This window comes from Rhodanobacter sp. UC4451_H18, from assembly GCF_052978225.1.
On record NZ_CM129663.1, the window covers coordinates 3,493,487 to 3,510,676 of the forward strand.

Genomic DNA, 17,190 nt, shown 5'->3' on the forward strand with positions numbered 1-17,190 from the left:
TACGTTGCATGGTTGCAGGAGCCCGCTGGCGGGTTCCTGCACACACGGTGTGGCGATGGGCGGAACAGGGCAAACCCGCGATAATGGCCGGATGACCTCCCTCCAGTTCGACCTCCACGCCACCGACGGCGCCGCCCGCCGCGGCCGCCTCACGTTTGCCCGTGGCACGGTGGAGACGCCGGCGTTCATGCCTGTGGGCACCTATGGCTCGGTCAAGGCGATGACGCCGCGCGACGTTGCCGATACCGGTGCCGAGATCATCCTGGGCAACACGTTCCACCTGTTCCTGCGACCCGGGCTGGAGATCGTGGAGAAGTTCGGCGGGCTGCACCGCTTCATCGGCTGGGACAAGCCCATCCTCACCGATTCGGGCGGCTTCCAGGTGTTCTCGCTGGCGCACAAGCGCAAGATCACCGAGGAAGGCGTGACCTTCGCCTCGCCGGTGGACGGCTCGAAGGTGTTCCTGTCGCCGGAAGTGTCGATGCGGATCCAGACGACGCTGGATTCGGACATCGCGATGATCTTCGACGAGTGCACGCCGTACCCGGCGACGGAGAAGGTGGCGGCCGATTCGATGGAGCTCAGCCTGCGCTGGGCCGAGCGCTCGCGCCGCGCGTTCGACGATTTGCAGAATCCGAACTCGCTGTTCGGCATCGTGCAGGGCAGCGTCTACGAAACCCTGCGCCGACGCTCCGCGGAAGGGCTGGTGAAGCTCGGCTTCGACGGCTACGCGATCGGCGGCCTGGCGGTGGGCGAACCGGAGGCCGAGCGCAACCACGCGCTGGACTTCACCGTACCCCTGCTGCCGGCGGACAAGCCGCGCTACCTGATGGGCGTGGGCCGGCCGGAGGACATCGTGGAAGCAGTGCGCCGCGGCATCGACATGTTCGACTGCGTGATGCCTACCCGCAACGCGCGCAACGGCTTCCTGTTCACCGCCGCGGGCACGCTGCGCATCCGCAATGCGAAGTACGCCAGCGACACCGCGGTGATCGAGGAAGGCTGCGACTGCTACGCCTGCAGCCACGGGTTCAGCCGCGCCTACCTGCGCCACCTCGACCGCTGCAACGAGATCCTCGGCAGCCAGCTCGCCACCATGCACAACCTGCGCTACTACCAGCGGCTGATGGCAGGCTTGCGCGAGGCGATAGCCGCGCGCCGCCTGGACGCCTTCGTCGCCGAATTTCATGCCCGGCGCGGCGCGGAGCCGGGGCCGGAACCGGGGTCAGGGTCACCTTTGGCAAGCGAAAGGTGACCCTGACCCCCTCCAAGGGTGACGCTGACCCCTCCTGCAAGGCATAATCGAGAATCTTTTATCGGGCGTTCGGCGGAAATCGCTGCTGGCGCCACAACTTGCGAGACGCGAAGATGAGTTTTCCGCTTTCCCCCGTGATTGCCCAAGCCACGCCGCAGCAGGGCGGCGGCATGTCCATGATCATCATGATGGTGGTGCTGTTCGGCCTGATGTATTTCATGATGATCCGGCCGCAGATGAAGCGGCAGAAGGAGCACCGCGCCCTGATCGCCGCGCTGGCCAAGGGCGACGAAGTGGTCACCAACGGCGGCCTGGCCGGGCGCGTGGAAGAAGTGGGCGACACCTTCGTCACGGTCGAGATCGCGCCAAACGTGAAGGTGAAGCTGCAGAAGGGTGCCGTGCAGCAGGTGCTGCCCAAGGGCTCGCTGAAGTCTGCATGAGTCGCGGGATGTCCGGACGCGGGACTTTCTCCAATAGTGCGGCCATGGATGGCCGCTTGTTGACGTTCGCGATCATGGATGATCGCAAAGGACCGGATCATGACTGATTTTCCCCGCTGGAAATACGCGCTGGTCGCGCTGGTGATGGTGTTCGGCGTGATCTACGCGCTGCCGAACGCCTTTGTTCCCGTGCCCGCCGTTCAGGTGAGCGCCAATCGCGGTGCGCCGGCAATCGACCAGGCCGTGCGCCAGAAGGTCATCGACACGCTGACCCAGAAGCGCATCGCCTTCGGCGAGGTCGTGGTGGAAGGCGACAGCCTGCTTGCCACCTTCGCCGACACCGACGTGCAGAAGAGCGGCTCGGACGCGATCAAGGCGCTGCTCGGCGACAAGTACACGGTGGCGTTCAAGCTGCAGTCCACCGTGCCGGAGTGGCTGGGCATGATCGGTGCCCGTTCCATGCCGCTGGGCCTGGACCTGCAGGGCGGCGTGCACTTCCTGATGCAGGTCGACCAGAACGACGTCATCGACAAGCAGGAGAGCAGCTACGCCGACGACATCCGCAGCCTGCTGCGCGACAAGAAGATCCGCTATGAATCGGTGGCGCGCAATTCCGTGCGCGGCAAGGGCGTCGCCGTGGTGTTGCGCTCGGAGGACGACCGCGCCAAGGCCGCAGACGCGATCGCCAACGAGTACACCGACTTGCTGGTGTCCAACGGTCCCAGCACCGGCGACCGTTTCGTGCTCAATGCGGTGATCAAGCCCGACAAGCTGCGCGACATCGGCCGCGGCGCGATCACCCAGAACCTGCAGACGCTGCGCAACCGCATCAACGCGCTGGGCGTGTCCGAGCCGCTGATCCAGCAGCAGGGCGAGAACCACATCGTGGTCGACCTCGCCGGCGTGCAGGACCCGGCCGAGGCGAAGAAGCTGATCGGCACCGTGGCCACCCTGGAATACCGCCCCGGCATCGGCCACCCCGGCGATCCGCAGGCGCGCGAGGCGGAGAAGACCGGCAACATCCCGCCGGACGCCAACCTCTACCACATGCGCGGCACCGGCCTGCCGGTGCTGGTCAGCAAGAAGGTGATCGTGACCGGCAAGGAGCTGGTCGACGCCTCCTCGGGCATCGACCAGCAGAGCGGCACGCCCAAGGTAGACGTCACGCTCAATGCCGCCGGCGCGCGCAAGATGAGCGATTTCACCAACGCGAACGTCGGCAAGCCGATGGCGGTGGTCTACGTCGAGCGCGTGACCGAGACCAAGATGATCGACGGCAAGGAAGTGCGCGTTCCGAAGGTCACCGAGTCGGTGATCAACGACGCCAACATCGCCAGCCCGTTCGGCCGGCAATTCCAGACCACCGGCCTGGGCAGCCCGAAGGAAGCATCCGACCTGGCGCTGCTGCTCAAGGGTGGCGCGTTCGCTGCTCCGGTGGACATCATCGAGGAAGGCGTGATCGGTTCCAGCATGGGTGCGGACAACATCGACAAGGGCTTCAAGTCGGTGATGCTGGGCCTGGCCCTGGTGCTGCTGGCCGCCGCGGTCTACTACAAGCTGTTCGGCCTGGTCGCGGACATCGCGCTGTTCTTCAACCTGGTGATCCTGGTGGCGGTGATGTCGCTGATCGGGGTGACCCTGACCATGCCCGGCATCGCCGGCATCGTGCTCACCCTGGGCATGGCGATCGACGCCAACGTGCTGATCTGCGAACGCGTGCGCGAGGAGCTGCGCAACGGCTCCACGCCGCACGCGGCGATCTACGCCGGCTACGAGAAGGCCTGGTCGACCATTCTGGACGCCAACGTCACCCACCTGATCGCGGCGCTGGCGCTGACCACGATGGGCACCGGCGCGATCAAGGGCTTCGGCGTCACGCTGATGATCGGCATCCTGACCTCGCTGTTCACCTCGGTGACGCTGACCCATGCGTTCACTGCGGCGATCCACGGCCACCGCAAGCTCAAGACCCTGTCAGTCTAGGCGTCGCGTCGAACAGTGCGGCCCCGGACGGCCGCTTTCGCCGGAAAGGGATTCCCTGAATTGATCGTGCGGCCATGAGGGCCGCTTGACCGGAACGGAACGTCCACACAGAGAATTGCCATGGAAATCTTCAATCACGACAGCAACATCCACTTCCTGGGGATGCGCAAGTACACGGTCGGCCTGGCGATCCTGCTGATGATCGGCTCGATCGTGCTGATCGCCACCCGCGGGCTCAACTACGGGCTGGATTTCACCGGCGGCGTGTCGATGCTGGTCAACTACGACCAGCCGGTGGAGATCGCCGACGTGCGCGGCGCGCTGGCCAAGGGCGGCTTCGAGGACGCCGTGGTGCAGAGCCTGGGCGGCACCCGCGAGGTGTCGATCCGGTTCCAGGCCAAGGATGATCCGGAGGCGATCCTGGCCAACGGCACGGTCAACCTCGACCGTGTTTCCGCCGACGTGATGGCGAAGCTCCATGCGGCGCGACCGGACGCCAAGCTGAAGAGCCGCGACTTCGTCAGCGCGCAGGTCGGCGCGGAGCTGAAATCGGACGGTACCTGGGCGGCCTTGCTGGTGATCCTGGGCATCATGGCCTACCTGTGGATCCGCTTCGAGCGCCGCTTCGCGATCGCCGCGGTGGCGACCGAAATCCACGACACGCTGGTCACGCTGGGCGTCATCGCGCTGGTGCAGCGCGAATTCGACATGACCGTGCTGGCCTCGGTGCTGGCGGTGATCGGCTACTCGATCAACGACAAGGTCGTGGTGTTCGACCGCATCCGCGAGTTGTTCCGCCTCGCGCGCAAGGCCGAGCCGGAGGAGATCCTCAACCGCTCGATCAACAACACCCTGTCGCGAACCATCATCACCTCGCTGTTCACCGGCATCACCATGGGCGCGATGTGGCTGCTGGGCGGCCCGGCCGTGCACGGCTTCGCCATCACCATGCTGATCGGCATCGTGGTCGGCACGCTGTCCTCGATCTTCGTGGCCAGCCCGATCCTGCTGTGGCTGGGCGTCTCGAAGAAGGACCTGATGCCGGTCACCCGCGACAACCCGGAGCTGGCGCGCCGCCCCTGACCGACCGCGCGGCACGAGCCAGACGAGAGGCCCGGCCATGCCCGGGCCTTTCCTTTTTCGGGATACCCGCCGTTCGCGACGCCGGCGGCCTTGCGGCAAATCCGGGCTACATCTTTCCCGCGGCGGGCCGATAACTCGTTGTCGAACCGCGCGCTGGAACCTGCATGCTTGTCCTGGTCGGAACCCTGGTTGTGCTCGTCAGCGTCGTGGGCGGCTACCTGCTGTCCCACGGGCAGCTGCTGGCGTTGTGGCAGCCCTACGAACTGCTGATCATCGGCGGCGGCGCTGCGGGGGCCTACCTGACCGCCAATCCGACCAAGATCGTCAAGGCCACCTTCCGCGACATCATGGGGCTGCTGAAAGGCCCGAAGTACCGGACACAGGATTATCTCGACCTGCTTTCGCTGCTCTACGACATCTTCAGCCTGATGCGCAAGAACGGCCTGCTCAGCCTCGAATCGCACATCGAGGAGCCGGCCACCAGCAGCGTGTTCTCGGCCTATCCGCGCCTGCTCGCCGAGCACCACCTGATCGAGTTCATCACCGACTGCCTGCGCCTGATCGTGGGCGGCAGCATGAACCCGCACGAGCTGGAACAGCTCCTGGAGATGGAGCTGGAAGTCCACCACCAGGAAGCCGAGGCGCCGGCGATGGCCCTGATGAAATCCGCCGACGCGCTGCCCGGTTTCGGCATCGTGGCGGCGGTGCTCGGCATCGTCACCACGATGTCGCAGCTGAGCGGAGATACCTCGCGCATCGGCGAGCACATCGCCGGCGCGCTGGTCGGCACCTTTCTCGGCATCCTGCTGTGCTATGGCTTCGCCGGGCCGCTGGCCTCGGCGATGGAGAACCGCGCGCAGGAGGACGGCAAGGCGTTTGAATGCGTGAAAGTGGCGCTGATGGCCAACCTGCGCGGCTACAACCCGATGGTGTCGGTGGAGTTCGCGCGCAAATCGCTGGTCGCGCAGGTGCGGCCCAGCTTCATGGAGCTGGAGGGGCATCTCAAGGGCGCGCGCGCCGGAGCCGGGGCGTGAGCGAGGAGTTCGACCAGCCGATCATCATCCGGCGCGTGCAGCGCCGGAAGCACGGCCATCACGGCGGTGCGTGGAAGGTGGCCTATGCGGATTTCGTCACCGCGATGATGGCGTTCTTCCTGGTGATGTGGCTGATCGGCGTGGGCACCCGCGAGCAGAAGGCCGCGATCTCCGAGTACTTCAAGAACCCGAGCATGACTCCGGGCGCCGCCACGATCGCGCCGCCTGGCCAGGCCGGCCCCGGCGGCGCCAGCGACAGCATGATCAAGCTTGGCGGGACGATGGACCTGCCGCGCGGCCCGGGCGCGGAAAAGCGCGGTGCGCCGCAGGTCAAGCACAACGTCGAGGACGCGATCAAACTGGCGCGCCAGGCCGACAAGTCGCGTCTGGAGGAGCTGATGAAGCGGCTGAATGCCTCGATCCAGAGCAGCCAGGCGCTGGCGCCATTCAAGGATCAGCTGCTGCTGGACATCACCTCCGAAGGCCTGCGCATCCAGATCGTCGACAAGCTCAACCGGCCGATGTTCGACACCGGCAGCGCGCGGCTCAAGCCGTACACGGTGCAGATCCTGCGCGAACTGGGCCGCTCGATCGACGACGTGCCGAACCAGATCAGCATCTCCGGCCACACCGACGATGCGCCGTACAACAGCGGGCACGACTACAGCAACTGGGAGTTGTCGGCCGATCGCGGCAACGCCGCCCGTCGTGCGCTGATCGCCGGCGGGCTGGAGGCGGACAAGATCTCGCGCGTGGTGGGCCTGGCCGCATCCGTGCCGTTCGACAAGCAGAACCCCGCCGATCCGGTCAATCGCCGCATCAGCATCATCGTGATGACCGACCAGGCCGCCAAGGCGGCGCGTTCGATGGAAGTGGCCGATGGCGGTGCGACGCAGCCTTCGCCGATGCCGACTCCAAAACCGGCACCACTGGCCGCTTCGATTGTCGCCACGACGCCCGCGCTGGCGCGTCTGCCGGTGCCGCCGGTGATCGTCCACCCCGAGAGCGCGGCGACGCCGGGAACGGGCGCGACTCAGTTCTCGGCGAAACCCTCGTCGCGCTGATCGCCGTGCGACATCGCTGCGTCGCCGCGTTCGGCGTCGAGCTGTGCGAGGCGCTCGGGCGTGCCCACGTCCGTCCACACGCCGTGGTGATGGGTGCCGCTGACGGCTTGCCGAGCCATCGCGCCCAGCAGCAACTGGCGCAGCTTGAAGGTGGGCGCCGCGGCTTCGTCGGCGGCCGTGCCGGCAAGTTCCCGCCAGCCGTCCAGCAGCTCCCGGCGGAACACGCCAATGCCGCTGAAGGTGAGCCGCGGTTCGCCGCTCGCCTGCACCAAGCCTTGCCCGTCCAGCGCGAAATCGCCTTCGGGGTGGTGCGGCGGGTTGTCGACCAGCAGCAGGTGCGCCAGCCCCGCCGGCTCGGCGGGCAGCGTGCCGAAATCGGCATCGCACCAGACATCCCCGCTGATGGCGAGGAACGGCCCGGTGCCCAGCAACGGCAGCGCGTTCAGCATGCCACCGCCGGTTTCCAGCGGCACGGGGCCTTCGTAGGCGTAGCGGATGCGCAGGCCCCAGCGGGAACCGTCGCCCAGCACCGCCGGAAACTGCTCGGCCAGGTGCGAGGTGTTGATCACCACGTAGTGCACGCCGGCGGCGGCGAGACGTTCGAGGTGCCAGACGATCAGCGGTTTGCCGCCCACGCAAAGCAGTGGCTTGGGCGTGCGGTCGGTCAGCGGGCGCATGCGCTCGCCGCGGCCGGCGGCGAAGATCAGTGCGTGCCTCATGCCGCCGCCCGGGTCAGGTCGCGGCCCTGCGCGTGGCGCTCCAGCAGGTCGGCGAAATCGGCCAGCTCGGGATAGCGGCGCGCCACCTCGATCACGTAGCGGTACACCTGCGGCACGTCCTTGAGATAGCCGCTCTTGCCGTCGCGGTACCACAGCCGATAGAACTGGCCCAGCACGCGCACGTGGCGATGCAGGCCGGTGAGATCGAACCAGCGCAGGAAACGCGCGGCGTCCACTGCCGCGTCGATCACGCCTGCGCGCAGCAGTCGCTGCCGGTACGACTCCACCCACGCCTCCACGCGATCGCCCGGCCAGGCGATGTAGGCATCGCGCAGCAGCGAGGCGAGGTCATAGGTGACCGGCCCGTGCAGCGCGCCCTGGAAATCGACGATGCCCGGGTTGTTCGCCTCCGTCAGCAGCAGGTTGCGGCTGTGGAAGTCGCGGTGCACGAAACGGCGCGGTTGCTCCAGCGCGTTGTGGACGATGAGGTCAAACGCCGCCTCCAGCACGTCCCATTCCCCGCAGGCCGGCGTGTGGCCGAGGTGGCGCTGCAGGAACCATTCGGGCATCACCTCCAGTCCGCTCACCAGCACCTGATGGCCGAACGGCGGCAGGTCGTCGGCGGCCACCCGCGTCTGTATCTTCAGCAGGGCGTCCATCGCATCGCCGTACAGGCGGTCGGCGCTGGTGTCGTTCAATGCATCGAGGTACAGCCGCGAGCCCAGGTCCTCGATCAGCAGGAAGCCCTGGTCGAGGTCGCGTGCATGCACTTGCGGCACGTGCAGGCCGGCGGCGGCCAGGCGCTCGCCAATGGCCAGCCACGGGCGCGGGTCTTCGCGATCGGGCGGCGAATCCATCACGATCCAGCTTTGCCCGCCTTGCGTGGTGCGCCAGTAGCTGCGAAAGCTGGCATCGGCCGAGGCGCTGTCCAGCGTCAGCGTGGGGGCGTTCAGGGTTTTGCGGGCCCAGGCGAGGCGGGCAGCGGCGCGATCGTGCGAAGTCATGGCCGCCAGCTTAGCGAGGCCGCCACGGCATGGCGACACGGCCTCGCTGGATCGCTTCAGCCCGGACCCCGTGCGTGCGTGGGCGCGGCAGGCACAGGCTGGCCTGCGCACGCGACGAGATGAAAGAGGCGGGCCCGGCTACCCTGCGCCGGTGGCGGCGGTCACGTTGACCGCGGCCGGCTTAATCAGTACCATTTTGGTCCCGATTCAAGCCCGGCCGATTCCGCCTGCCATGCTTCGCGTCAGCCGCCTCACCGATTACGCCACCGTGGTGATGACCTGCATCGCTGCGCACCCGGCTGACGTGCTGAGCACCGCGCAGATCGCCGACGAGACGCGGCTCGAGCTGCCCACGGTCAGCAAGCTGCTCAAGGCGCTGGGCCACGCCGAACTGGTCGAGTCCTTCCGCGGCGTCAACGGCGGCTACCGGCTGGCCCGCCCGGCCAGCGAGATATCGCTGGCGGAAATCGTCGAGGCGCTGGAAGGCCCGATCGGCATGACCGAGTGCGGCGTGGGCGAAGGCCAGTGCGAACGCGAGGCGCAGTGCGGCGTGCGCGGCAGCTGGCAACGCATCAACAGCGTGCTGGACCAGACCCTGCGCGCGGTCAGCCTGGCCGACATGCTCAAGCCGCCGCCCGCGAAACGAAAAATCGCCGTCACCGTGAAAACCGGCGAGGCCATCACCGAATGAACAGCATGATCAACGACAGCAGCAGCGCCACCGCACTGCGCGACAATGCCGACGTCGCCGAGGCGCTCGGTCGCAGCTACTCGGCCGGTTTCATCACCGAGATCGAGATGACCGGCCTGCCGCCGGGCCTGGACGAGGGCACCATCCGCGCCATCTCCGCCGTCAAGCACGAGCCGGAATGGATGACCGAGTGGCGGCTGCAGGCCTATCGCCACTGGTTGACCATGCCCAAACCGGACTGGGCCAAGCTCAACATCGACCCGATCGACTACCAGGCGATCAGCTATTACGCCGCGCCGAAGAAGCAGCCCAAGTCGTTGGACGAAGTCGATCCGGCCCTGCTGGAAACCTACGAGAAGCTCGGTGTACCGCTGCACGAGCGCGCTGCGCTGGCCGGCGTGGCGGTGGATGCGGTATTCGACTCGGTCTCGGTCGGCACCACCTTCCGCAAGCAGCTGGCCGACGCCGGCGTGCTGTTCTGCTCGATGAGCGAGGCGATCCGCGAATACCCCGAGATCGTGCGGAAATACCTGGGCAGCGTGGTGCCCACTGGCGACAATTTCTTCGCCGCGCTGAACTCGGCGGTGTTCTCCGACGGCAGCTTCGTGTTCATCCCGAAAGGCGTGCGCTGCCCGATGGAGCTGAGCACGTACTTCCGCATCAACGCGCAGAACACCGGCCAGTTCGAGCGCACCCTGATCGTCGCCGAGGAGCGCGCCCACGTCTCCTACCTCGAGGGCTGCACCGCACCCAAGCGCGACGAGAACCAGTTGCACGCCGCGGTGGTCGAGCTGGTGGCGCTGGAGGGCGCGCAGATCAAGTACTCCACCGTGCAGAACTGGTATCCCGGCGACGAGAACGGCGTGGGCGGCATCTACAACTTCGTGACCAAGCGCGGCGACTGCCGCGGCGACGACTCGAAGATCTGCTGGACCCAGGTCGAGACCGGCTCGGCGATCACCTGGAAGTACCCGTCCGTGGTGCTGCGCGGCGACCGCTCGGTGGGCGAGTTCTACTCGGTGGCGCTGACCCACCATTTCCAGCAGGCCGACACCGGCACCAAGATGATCCACCTCGGCAAGCACACCAAGTCGAAGATCGTCTCCAAGGGCATCAGCGCCGGGCGCAGCTCCAACAGCTACCGCGGCCTGGTGAAGATGGAGAAGGGCGCCGAGGGCGCGCGCAACTACACCCAGTGCGACAGCCTGCTGATCGGCAAGCAGTGCGGCGCGCACACCTTCCCGTACATGGAAGTGAAGAACCCCACCGCGATCGTCGAGCACGAGGCGACCACGTCCAAGATCTCCGACGACCAGATGTTCTACTGCCGCGCGCGCGGCATCCCGGAAGAGGATGCCGTGTCGATGATCGTCGACGGCTTCTGCAAGCAGGTGTTCCGCGAACTGCCGATGGAGTTCGCGGTGGAGGCGAAGAAGCTGCTTGAGGTGAGCCTCGAAGGTGCGGTGGGTTGATGCTTTTTCCTTCTCCTTCCGGGAGAAGGTGCCCGAAGTGCGGATGAGGGTGCGGGCCTGCACGGATTTTTCCGCAAGCCCCGAACCCTCACCCCAACCCCTCTCCCGGTGGGAGAGGGGCTCAAGATCAGGAATCCTCATGCTCAAAATCGAAAACCTGCATGCCCGCGTCGAGGGCAAGGAAATCCTCAAGGGGCTCAGCCTCGAAGTGAACGCGGGCGAGGTGCACGCGATCATGGGGCCGAACGGCGCCGGCAAGTCGACGCTGGGCAACGTGTTGTCCGGCCGTGACGGCTACGAGGTGACCGCGGGCAGCGTGACCTACAACGGCATCGATCTGCTGGCGCTGGCGCCGGAGGCGCGAGCGGCGGCCGGGGTGTTCCTGGCGTTCCAGTACCCGGTGGAGATTCCCGGCGTCAACAACACCTATTTCCTGCGCGCGGCGCTGAATGCGCAGCGCAAGGTGCGTGGCGAGAAGGAGCTCGACTCGATGCAGTTCCTCAAGCTGGTGCGCGAGAAACTCAAGGTGATGCAGATCTCCGACGAGCTGCTGCACCGCGCCGTCAACGAGGGCTTTTCCGGCGGCGAGAAGAAGCGCAACGAGATCTTCCAGATGGCGGTGCTGGAGCCGCAGCTGGCGATCCTAGACGAGACCGACTCGGGCCTCGACATCGACGCGCTGAAGCAGGTGGCGCAGGGCGTCAACACGTTGCGTTCGCCCGAGCGCGCGTTCCTGATGATCACCCACTACCAGCGCCTGCTCGACTACGTGGTGCCGGACTTCGTGCACGTGCTCGCCGGTGGCCGCATCGTCGAGAGCGGCGACAGGTCGCTGGCGTTGAAGCTGGAAGCGCATGGCTACGCCGGGATCGGCGCCAGCCATCCGGCAGTCCCGCACCAGGCGGGAGCGCAGGCATGAACCAGCCGGCATCGCTGCCGTTGGTCGCCTCGCTGCTGGATGCCCCGCTGCCGCCCAGCGGCATCGCCTGGCTGGATGCGGCGCGGCAGGAAAACCGCGCGGCGTTCGCCATCGGCGGTCTGCCCGACACGCGGGTGGAGGCATGGAAGTACACCGCACTGCGCGGGCTCGGCCAGCGCCGCTTTACCCAAGGCGACGCCGCGGCGCAGACGCGCGCGGTGGAGGCATCGACTCTGGCATTGCCCGGTGTCTCGGGCGTTCGCCTGGTCTTCGTCAACGGGGCATTCCGCGCCGATCTGTCGGCGGTGGATTCGCTGCCCGCCGGACTTTCGCTGCAACCGCTGTCGCAGGCCTTGCGGGGCGACGTCGAACCGCTGCGCTTCGCGCTGTCGCGCCACTACCGCGACATCGGCGACGCCTTCGCACAGATCAATGCCGCCAGTGCCGGTGATGGCGTGGTACTGCGCGTAGCCGCCCACGCCAGGATCGACCAGCCGGTGCAGCTGGTGTTCGTCGGCGCCGAGGCCGAACTGGCCTGGCATGTGCGCAATGTGATCGAGCTGGGCGAGGGCGCCGAGCTGAGCCTGGTCGAACAGCATGCAAGCCGTGGCGAGGCCGCGCAGTTGGCCACCGTGGTCAGCGACATCGAACTGCGCGACGGTGCGCAGCTGCATCACGTCATGCTGCAGGATGCGGCAGCCGGCACCAATCTGATTCGACGCAGCAGCCTGCGCCTGCATGCGCGCGCGCAGGCTGCCCTGCACGTGCTGGAACTGGGTGGCGCGTTGGTACGCCACGACCTGCGTGCCGAGCTGATCGGCGACGGCGCACAGGTGCACACCCGCGGCGTGTTCATGCCGCATGGTCGCCAGCACATCGACACCCAGCTGGCGATCCGCCACCAGGCGCTGGACACCACCTCCACCTCGCACTGGCGCGGCGTCGCCAACGACCGCGCGCGCGGCGTGTTCCGCGGCGCGATCGTGGTGGCGCCCGGTGCCGACGGCAGCGACGCCAACCTCACCAACAAGAACCTGCTGCTGTCGCCGAGCGCCGAGATCGACACCAAGCCGGAGCTGGAAATCTATGCCGACGAAGTGCAGGCCGCGCATGGCGCCACGGTGGGCCAGCTCGACGAGCGTTCGCTGTTCTACCTGCGCTCGCGCGGCATTCCGCTCGCCGAGGCACGCGCACTGCTGACTGCCGCATTCTGCCGCGCGGTGCTGGACGACCTGCCGAACGTGGCCCTGCGCGAGCATCTATCCACCTTGCTGGTCGCACAGCTTCCCGCTTGACGCTCCAGCTCCTGCGCCTGCCCGCAGGGGCAGGCCGGGAGGGGCGAGGCTCCTGGCCTGAAGATCAAGAGCGAACCCCAGCCCAACCCTCCCCTGCGAGCAGGGGAGGGAGTCCCAACCGGATTCTCCGAATGAACGCACAAGCCAGCACACCGACCGTCTTCGACGTCCAGCGCATCCGCGCGGACTTCCCGTTGCTGTCGCGCACGGTGCACGGCAAGCCGCTGGTGTACTTCGACAGCGCCAACACCAGCCAGAAGCCGGTGTCGGTGATCGAGGCGGTGAACACCCACTATCGCGAACACAACGCCAACGTGTCGCGCGCGGTGCATCAGCTGGGCGAGGAGGCCACGGCGGCGTATGAAGGCGCGCGCGACAAGCTCGCGCGGTTCATCCATGCCGGTTCGCGCGATGAGGTCATCCTCACCTCCGGCACCACCCAGGCCACCAACCTGGTCGCCTACAGCCATGTGCTGCCGCAACTGAAGGCGGGCGACAGCATCCTCACCACGGTGATGGAGCACCACGCCAACATCGTGCCGTGGCAGCTGGTTGCCGCGCGCCGCGGCGCCACGGTGAAGGCCGCGCCGATCGACGAGCGCGGCGAGCTGATCGTGGAGAAGTACGTCGAGATGCTGACGCCGGAGGTGAAGCTGGCCTGCGTCACCCACGTTTCCAATGTGCTGGGCACGGTCAACCCGGTGCGCGAGATCGCGCGCGAATGCCGCAAGCGCGGTATCCCGCTGCTGGTCGACGGCTCGCAGGCGGTGCCGCACCGGCGGGTGGACGTGCAGGCGCTGGGCTGCGATTTCTACGCGCTGACCGGGCACAAGATGCTCGGCCCCACCGGCACCGGCGCGCTGTGGGCGAGGCGCGAACACCTGGAGGCGATGCCGCCGTTTTTCGGCGGCGGCGAGATGATCCGCGAGGTGAAGTTCTCCGGCACCACCTTCGCTGCGCCACCGCACAAGTTCGAGGCCGGCACGCCGAACATCGCCGGCTTCGTCGGCCTGGCGGCGGCGATCGACTACTACGAGTCGGTCGGCTTCGCGGCGATCGAGGCATGGGAGCAGCAACTGCTGCATTACGCCACGGAACGCCTGCGCGAGATTCCCGGCCTGCGCATCATCGGCGAGGCGGCCGAGAAGGAGCCGGTGGTCTCGTTCCTGCTGGAAGGTGCGCAGGCCACCGATCTAGCGACCCTGCTCGACCTCGAAGGCGTCGCCGTGCGCTCCGGCCACCACTGCGCGCATCCGTTGATGCAGTTCTTCGGCGTGCCCGCCACGCTGCGTGCGTCGCTGGCGCTCTACAACACGCGCGAGGAGATCGACAGTTTCGTCGTCGCCCTGCTCAAGGTGCGCCGCCTGCTGCGCTGAAACGGCGGCGGCTTTCCTGCCGCCGCCACGGTCGGGCATCATGTGCGGCGGAGTTCCCATCGATCATCCCCATGCTTGCCTCGTTGCCATCGTTCATCCGCGTGCCGCTGGCGCTGCTTGCGCTTGCACTCAACATCCTGTTGCACGTGGCTTTCATTTTCGCGTTCACCCTGCTCAAGCTGCTGCTGCCGGTGCACGCGATCCGGCAGGCCTGCTCACGAGCCCTGGTCGCCATCGCGGAAAGCTGGATCGGCGTCAACAATGTCCTGTTCGGCGTATTCGCCCGCGTGCGCTGGCAGGTGGAGGGGCTGGCCGGGCTGCGTCGCGACGGCAACTACCTGGTGCTGTGCAACCACCAGAGCTGGGTGGATATCCCGGTGCTGCAGAAGGTGTTCAACCGGCGCATCCCGTTCCTGCGCTTTTTCCTCAAGCAGGAACTGATCTGGGTGCCCTTGCTCGGCCTGGCATGGTGGGCGCTGGATTTCCCCTTCATGAAGCGCTATTCGCGGCAGACCCTGCTGCGCCACCCCGAGCTGCAGGGCAAGGACCGCGAGGCGACCCGCCGCGCCTGCGAGAAGTTCCGCCACATGCCGGTGTCGGTGATGAACTTCGCCGAAGGCACGCGCTTCACGCCGGCCAAGCACGACGCGCAGCATTCGCCGTTTCGCTACCTGCTGCGGCCGAAAGCCGGCGGCGTGGCCTTCGTGCTCGATGCGATGGGCGAGGCGCTGCACGCGATCCTCGACGTCACCATCGTCTATCCGCATGGCCGATGCACCATTGCCGACCTGATCGCCGGTCGCGTGCGCGAAATTCGCGTGCATGTGCGTGAGCGCCCGATAGGTCGCGAGCTGATCGGCAGCTACGACGAAGACGCGGCATTCCGCGGCCGGGTCAAGGCATGGATGAACGACTTGTGGCACGAGAAGGACGCCCAGGCGGCGCGCATGCAGCTGTCGCCCGATGCCGGATCGAGAGGAGACTGAAATGCGTGTGCTGGTCGTGGGCGCCGGGGCTACCGGCGGCTATTTTGGCGGCCGCCTGCTGCAGTACGGGCGCGATGTGACCTTCCTGGTGCGTGAGGGCCGCGCGCGGCAGCTGGCGCAGCACGGCCTGGTCATCCGCAGCGCGGCCGGCGACGTCGACCTGCCCGCACCGCCGACCGTGCTGGCAAGTGCACTGTGCGAGCCGTTCGACCTGATTCTGCTCAGCTGCAAGGCCTACGGCCTGGAGCAGGCGATGGCCGACATCGCTCCGGCCGTGGGCGAGCGCACCACCGTGCTGCCATTGCTCAACGGCATGCGCCATCTCGACCTGCTGGATCACCGCTTCGGTGCCGAGCGCATCTTCGGCGGCCAATGCGCCATTTCCGCCACGCTCGACGCGCAAGGAGCCGTGCAGCATCTCAACCGGCTTCACAGCCTCACCTTCGGCGAGCGCGACGGCAGCGCGTCCGCGCGCATGCAGGCGATCACCGGAATGCTGGGTCAGGCCGGTTTCGACGCGCGACCCAGCGACGCGATCGTGCAGGAGATGTGGGACAAATGGTTTTTCCTGACCTCGCTGGCCGGCATCACCTGCCTGATGCGCGGGGCGATCGGCGAGATCGAGGCCGCACCCGGCGGTCGCGCGGCGGCGCTCGCGCTGCTGGAGGAATGCCGCGCGACGGCGGCAGCGGCCGGCCATGCTCCCCACGAGCGCGTGCTGGAACGGGCGCGCGGCATGCTGACGGAACCGGGGTCGCGCCTCGAAGCTTCCATGCTGCGCGACCTGCGCCAGGGCCATCCGATCGAGGCCGACCACGTGGTGGGCGACATGCTTGCGCGCGCGCGACAGGCGCAGTTGCCGGCCACGATGCTGGAACTCGTCCATGCGCACCTCAAGGTCTACGAGGCCCGTCGGCTGGCCACCCCGTCGGCATGAGTCGATCCGGCGTGCGCGCTTGCTGCAGATCATGGCCGGCCGGCACGTCGCGCATTACCATGCGCGGATGACAGAGCCACGCGCCCCCGTCGCATTTCGCACCGCCCGCGCGGCGGACGTCCCTGCCATCGTCGCGCTGGTCGAATCGGCTTATCGCGGCGAATCGGGCTTGCGCGGCTGGACCACCGAATCCCACCTGCTCGACGGCCAGCGCACCGACGCGGCCGATGTCGAGGCGTTGATCGCGCGGCCGGACAGCTGCGTGCTGCTGGCGTTCCGCGACGGTGCGCTGGTGGCGAGCTGCCACGTCGAGCGGCAAGCTGCGGCCGGCTATTTCGGCATGTTCGCGGTTGACCCGGCGGAGCAGGGCCACGGCCTGGGCAAGCAGGTGCTGGCCCAGGCCGAACGCATCGCGCGCGAACAGTGGCATTGCAGCGCGATGCGCATGACGGTGATCGTGCAGCGCGAGGAGCTGATCGCCTGGTATGGCCGGCGCGGCTACCGGCGCACCGGCGAACGGCAGCCGTTCCCGTACGGCAACGAGCGTTTCGGCATTCCGCGTCGCGCCGACCTGTGTTTCGAGGTGCTGGTCAAGGAGTTCACCGAGGTGCTTGCATGAACGGATGGATCAGGGTCGGCACGCGCAGCGATTTCCTGCCCGGCGAATACAAGGTGGTGTGGGACGGCGACACGTCGATCGCCGTGTACAACATCGACGGCGCGCTGTATGCGGTCGAGGACACCTGCACCCACGATGGCGGCGAACTGGCTGGCGGCGAAGTGTTCGGATTCGAGGTGGAATGCCCGCGCCACGGCGCGCGCTTCGACCTGCGCACCGGTGCGGTGACCAGGCCGCCGGCGTATGTCCCGATCGCCAGCTTTCCGGTGCGCGAGGAAGACGGCGCGATCTGGACGCGCGACGACCGCTGACT

General features: G+C 67.3%; 17 protein-coding genes. 15 read left to right on the forward strand and 2 right to left on the reverse strand.

The window, feature by feature from the left end:
• Positions 1–91 precede the first annotated feature (91 nt).
• The 6 genes from tgt (at position 92) to motB (ending at position 6,859) form a co-directional block, all read left to right on the forward strand.
• The gene (gene tgt / locus ACVCMG_RS15660) at positions 92–1,255 is read left to right on the forward strand and encodes a tRNA guanosine(34) transglycosylase Tgt (protein ID WP_447106488.1); all 1,164 of its coding nucleotides are present in this window, start codon (positions 92–94) and stop codon (positions 1,253–1,255) included.
• 113 nt (positions 1,256–1,368) lie between these two features.
• Positions 1,369–1,695, forward strand: a complete 327-nt coding sequence (gene yajC / locus ACVCMG_RS15665) for a preprotein translocase subunit YajC (protein ID WP_395119705.1) — start codon at positions 1,369–1,371, stop codon at positions 1,693–1,695.
• A gap of 99 nt (positions 1,696–1,794) precedes the next feature.
• Positions 1,795–3,678, forward strand: a complete 1,884-nt coding sequence (gene secD, locus ACVCMG_RS15670) for a protein translocase subunit SecD (RefSeq protein WP_395119704.1) — start codon at positions 1,795–1,797, stop codon at positions 3,676–3,678.
• A gap of 120 nt (positions 3,679–3,798) precedes the next feature.
• Complete coding sequence (secF, locus tag ACVCMG_RS15675; RefSeq protein ID WP_395119703.1) at positions 3,799–4,761, forward strand: protein translocase subunit SecF; 963 nt, start codon at positions 3,799–3,801, stop codon at positions 4,759–4,761.
• 164 nt (positions 4,762–4,925) lie between these two features.
• Complete coding sequence (motA, locus tag ACVCMG_RS15680; RefSeq protein WP_447099978.1) at positions 4,926–5,795, forward strand: flagellar motor stator protein MotA; 870 nt, start codon at positions 4,926–4,928, stop codon at positions 5,793–5,795.
• A complete protein-coding gene (gene motB / locus ACVCMG_RS15685; RefSeq protein ID WP_395119701.1) occupies positions 5,792–6,859 on the forward strand; it encodes a flagellar motor protein MotB in 1,068 nt (355 codons plus the stop codon). The genes motA and motB overlap by 4 nt, the downstream gene beginning before the upstream one ends.
• Here motB and murU read toward each other — a convergent pair.
• Both murU and ACVCMG_RS15695 read right to left on the reverse strand, forming a co-directional pair.
• Positions 6,829–7,578, reverse strand: a complete 750-nt coding sequence (gene murU, locus ACVCMG_RS15690) for an N-acetylmuramate alpha-1-phosphate uridylyltransferase MurU (RefSeq protein ID WP_395119700.1) — start codon at positions 7,576–7,578, stop codon at positions 6,829–6,831. The genes motB and murU overlap by 31 nt on opposite strands.
• The gene (locus tag ACVCMG_RS15695) at positions 7,575–8,582 is read right to left on the reverse strand and encodes an aminoglycoside phosphotransferase family protein (RefSeq protein ID WP_447106487.1); all 1,008 of its coding nucleotides are present in this window, start codon (positions 8,580–8,582) and stop codon (positions 7,575–7,577) included. The genes murU and ACVCMG_RS15695 overlap by 4 nt, the downstream gene beginning before the upstream one ends.
• A 232-nt stretch (positions 8,583–8,814) precedes the next feature.
• Here ACVCMG_RS15695 and ACVCMG_RS15700 point away from each other — a divergent pair, with 232 nt between their 5' ends.
• The 9 genes from ACVCMG_RS15700 to ACVCMG_RS15740 all read left to right on the forward strand — a co-directional run bounded on the left by ACVCMG_RS15700 (position 8,815) and on the right by ACVCMG_RS15740 (position 17,188).
• Positions 8,815–9,273: an SUF system Fe-S cluster assembly regulator gene (locus ACVCMG_RS15700; protein ID WP_395119698.1), complete on the forward strand. Its 459-nt coding sequence runs from the start codon at positions 8,815–8,817 to the stop codon at positions 9,271–9,273.
• Positions 9,274–9,278: 5 nt separating this feature from the next.
• The gene (sufB, locus tag ACVCMG_RS15705) at positions 9,279–10,745 is read left to right on the forward strand and encodes a Fe-S cluster assembly protein SufB (RefSeq protein WP_447107145.1); all 1,467 of its coding nucleotides are present in this window, start codon (positions 9,279–9,281) and stop codon (positions 10,743–10,745) included.
• A gap of 139 nt (positions 10,746–10,884) precedes the next feature.
• Positions 10,885–11,664 (forward strand): Fe-S cluster assembly ATPase SufC, encoded by a 780-nt coding sequence (gene sufC, locus ACVCMG_RS15710; RefSeq protein ID WP_395119696.1) that lies wholly within the window; start codon positions 10,885–10,887, stop codon positions 11,662–11,664.
• Positions 11,661–12,959 carry a Fe-S cluster assembly protein SufD gene (gene sufD / locus ACVCMG_RS15715; RefSeq protein WP_447106486.1) on the forward strand — a complete coding sequence of 433 codons (1,299 nt, stop codon included), beginning with the start codon at positions 11,661–11,663 and terminating at the stop codon, positions 12,957–12,959. The genes sufC and sufD overlap by 4 nt, the downstream gene beginning before the upstream one ends.
• Before the next feature lie 131 nt (positions 12,960–13,090).
• Positions 13,091–14,335 (forward strand): aminotransferase class V-fold PLP-dependent enzyme, encoded by a 1,245-nt coding sequence (locus ACVCMG_RS15720; protein ID WP_447106485.1) that lies wholly within the window; start codon positions 13,091–13,093, stop codon positions 14,333–14,335.
• 71 nt (positions 14,336–14,406) lie between these two features.
• Positions 14,407–15,321, forward strand: a complete 915-nt coding sequence (locus ACVCMG_RS15725; RefSeq protein WP_447114516.1) for an acyltransferase — start codon at positions 14,407–14,409, stop codon at positions 15,319–15,321.
• Between the two features lies 1 nt (position 15,322).
• Positions 15,323–16,258, forward strand: coding sequence for a 2-dehydropantoate 2-reductase (gene panE, locus ACVCMG_RS15730; protein WP_447099982.1), 936 nt, complete (start codon positions 15,323–15,325; stop codon positions 16,256–16,258).
• Positions 16,259–16,325: 67 nt separating this feature from the next.
• Complete coding sequence (locus ACVCMG_RS15735) at positions 16,326–16,877, forward strand: GNAT family N-acetyltransferase (protein ID WP_447099983.1); 552 nt, start codon at positions 16,326–16,328, stop codon at positions 16,875–16,877.
• Positions 16,874–17,188, forward strand: coding sequence for a non-heme iron oxygenase ferredoxin subunit (locus tag ACVCMG_RS15740; RefSeq protein ID WP_395119690.1), 315 nt, complete (start codon positions 16,874–16,876; stop codon positions 17,186–17,188). Before ACVCMG_RS15735 ends, ACVCMG_RS15740 begins: the two co-directional genes overlap by 4 nt.
• The last annotated feature ends 2 nt before the right edge of the window (positions 17,189–17,190 follow it).

What these genes read in the sequence shown, in the direction of transcription:
- tgt (WP_447106488.1), top strand. Translation starts at nt 92, where the DNA reads ATGACCTCCCTCCAGTTCGACCTCCACGCCACCGACGGCGCCGCCCGC.
- yajC (WP_395119705.1), top strand. Translation starts at nt 1,369, where the DNA reads ATGAGTTTTCCGCTTTCCCCCGTGATTGCCCAAGCCACGCCGCAGCAG.
- secD (WP_395119704.1), top strand. Translation starts at nt 1,795, where the DNA reads ATGACTGATTTTCCCCGCTGGAAATACGCGCTGGTCGCGCTGGTGATG.
- secF (WP_395119703.1), top strand. Translation starts at nt 3,799, where the DNA reads ATGGAAATCTTCAATCACGACAGCAACATCCACTTCCTGGGGATGCGC.
- motA (WP_447099978.1), top strand. Translation starts at nt 4,926, where the DNA reads ATGCTTGTCCTGGTCGGAACCCTGGTTGTGCTCGTCAGCGTCGTGGGC.
- murU (WP_395119700.1), bottom strand. Translation starts at nt 7,578, where the DNA reads ATGAGGCACGCACTGATCTTCGCCGCCGGCCGCGGCGAGCGCATGCGC.
- ACVCMG_RS15695 (WP_447106487.1), bottom strand. Translation starts at nt 8,582, where the DNA reads ATGACTTCGCACGATCGCGCCGCTGCCCGCCTCGCCTGGGCCCGCAAA.
- ACVCMG_RS15700 (WP_395119698.1), top strand. Translation starts at nt 8,815, where the DNA reads ATGCTTCGCGTCAGCCGCCTCACCGATTACGCCACCGTGGTGATGACC.
- sufB (WP_447107145.1), top strand. Translation starts at nt 9,279, where the DNA reads ATGATCAACGACAGCAGCAGCGCCACCGCACTGCGCGACAATGCCGAC.
- sufC (WP_395119696.1), top strand. Translation starts at nt 10,885, where the DNA reads ATGCTCAAAATCGAAAACCTGCATGCCCGCGTCGAGGGCAAGGAAATC.
- sufD (WP_447106486.1), top strand. Translation starts at nt 11,661, where the DNA reads ATGAACCAGCCGGCATCGCTGCCGTTGGTCGCCTCGCTGCTGGATGCC.
- ACVCMG_RS15720 (WP_447106485.1), top strand. Translation starts at nt 13,091, where the DNA reads ATGAACGCACAAGCCAGCACACCGACCGTCTTCGACGTCCAGCGCATC.
- ACVCMG_RS15725 (WP_447114516.1), top strand. Translation starts at nt 14,407, where the DNA reads ATGCTTGCCTCGTTGCCATCGTTCATCCGCGTGCCGCTGGCGCTGCTT.
- panE (WP_447099982.1), top strand. Translation starts at nt 15,323, where the DNA reads ATGCGTGTGCTGGTCGTGGGCGCCGGGGCTACCGGCGGCTATTTTGGC.
- ACVCMG_RS15735 (WP_447099983.1), top strand. Translation starts at nt 16,326, where the DNA reads ATGACAGAGCCACGCGCCCCCGTCGCATTTCGCACCGCCCGCGCGGCG.
- ACVCMG_RS15740 (WP_395119690.1), top strand. Translation starts at nt 16,874, where the DNA reads ATGAACGGATGGATCAGGGTCGGCACGCGCAGCGATTTCCTGCCCGGC.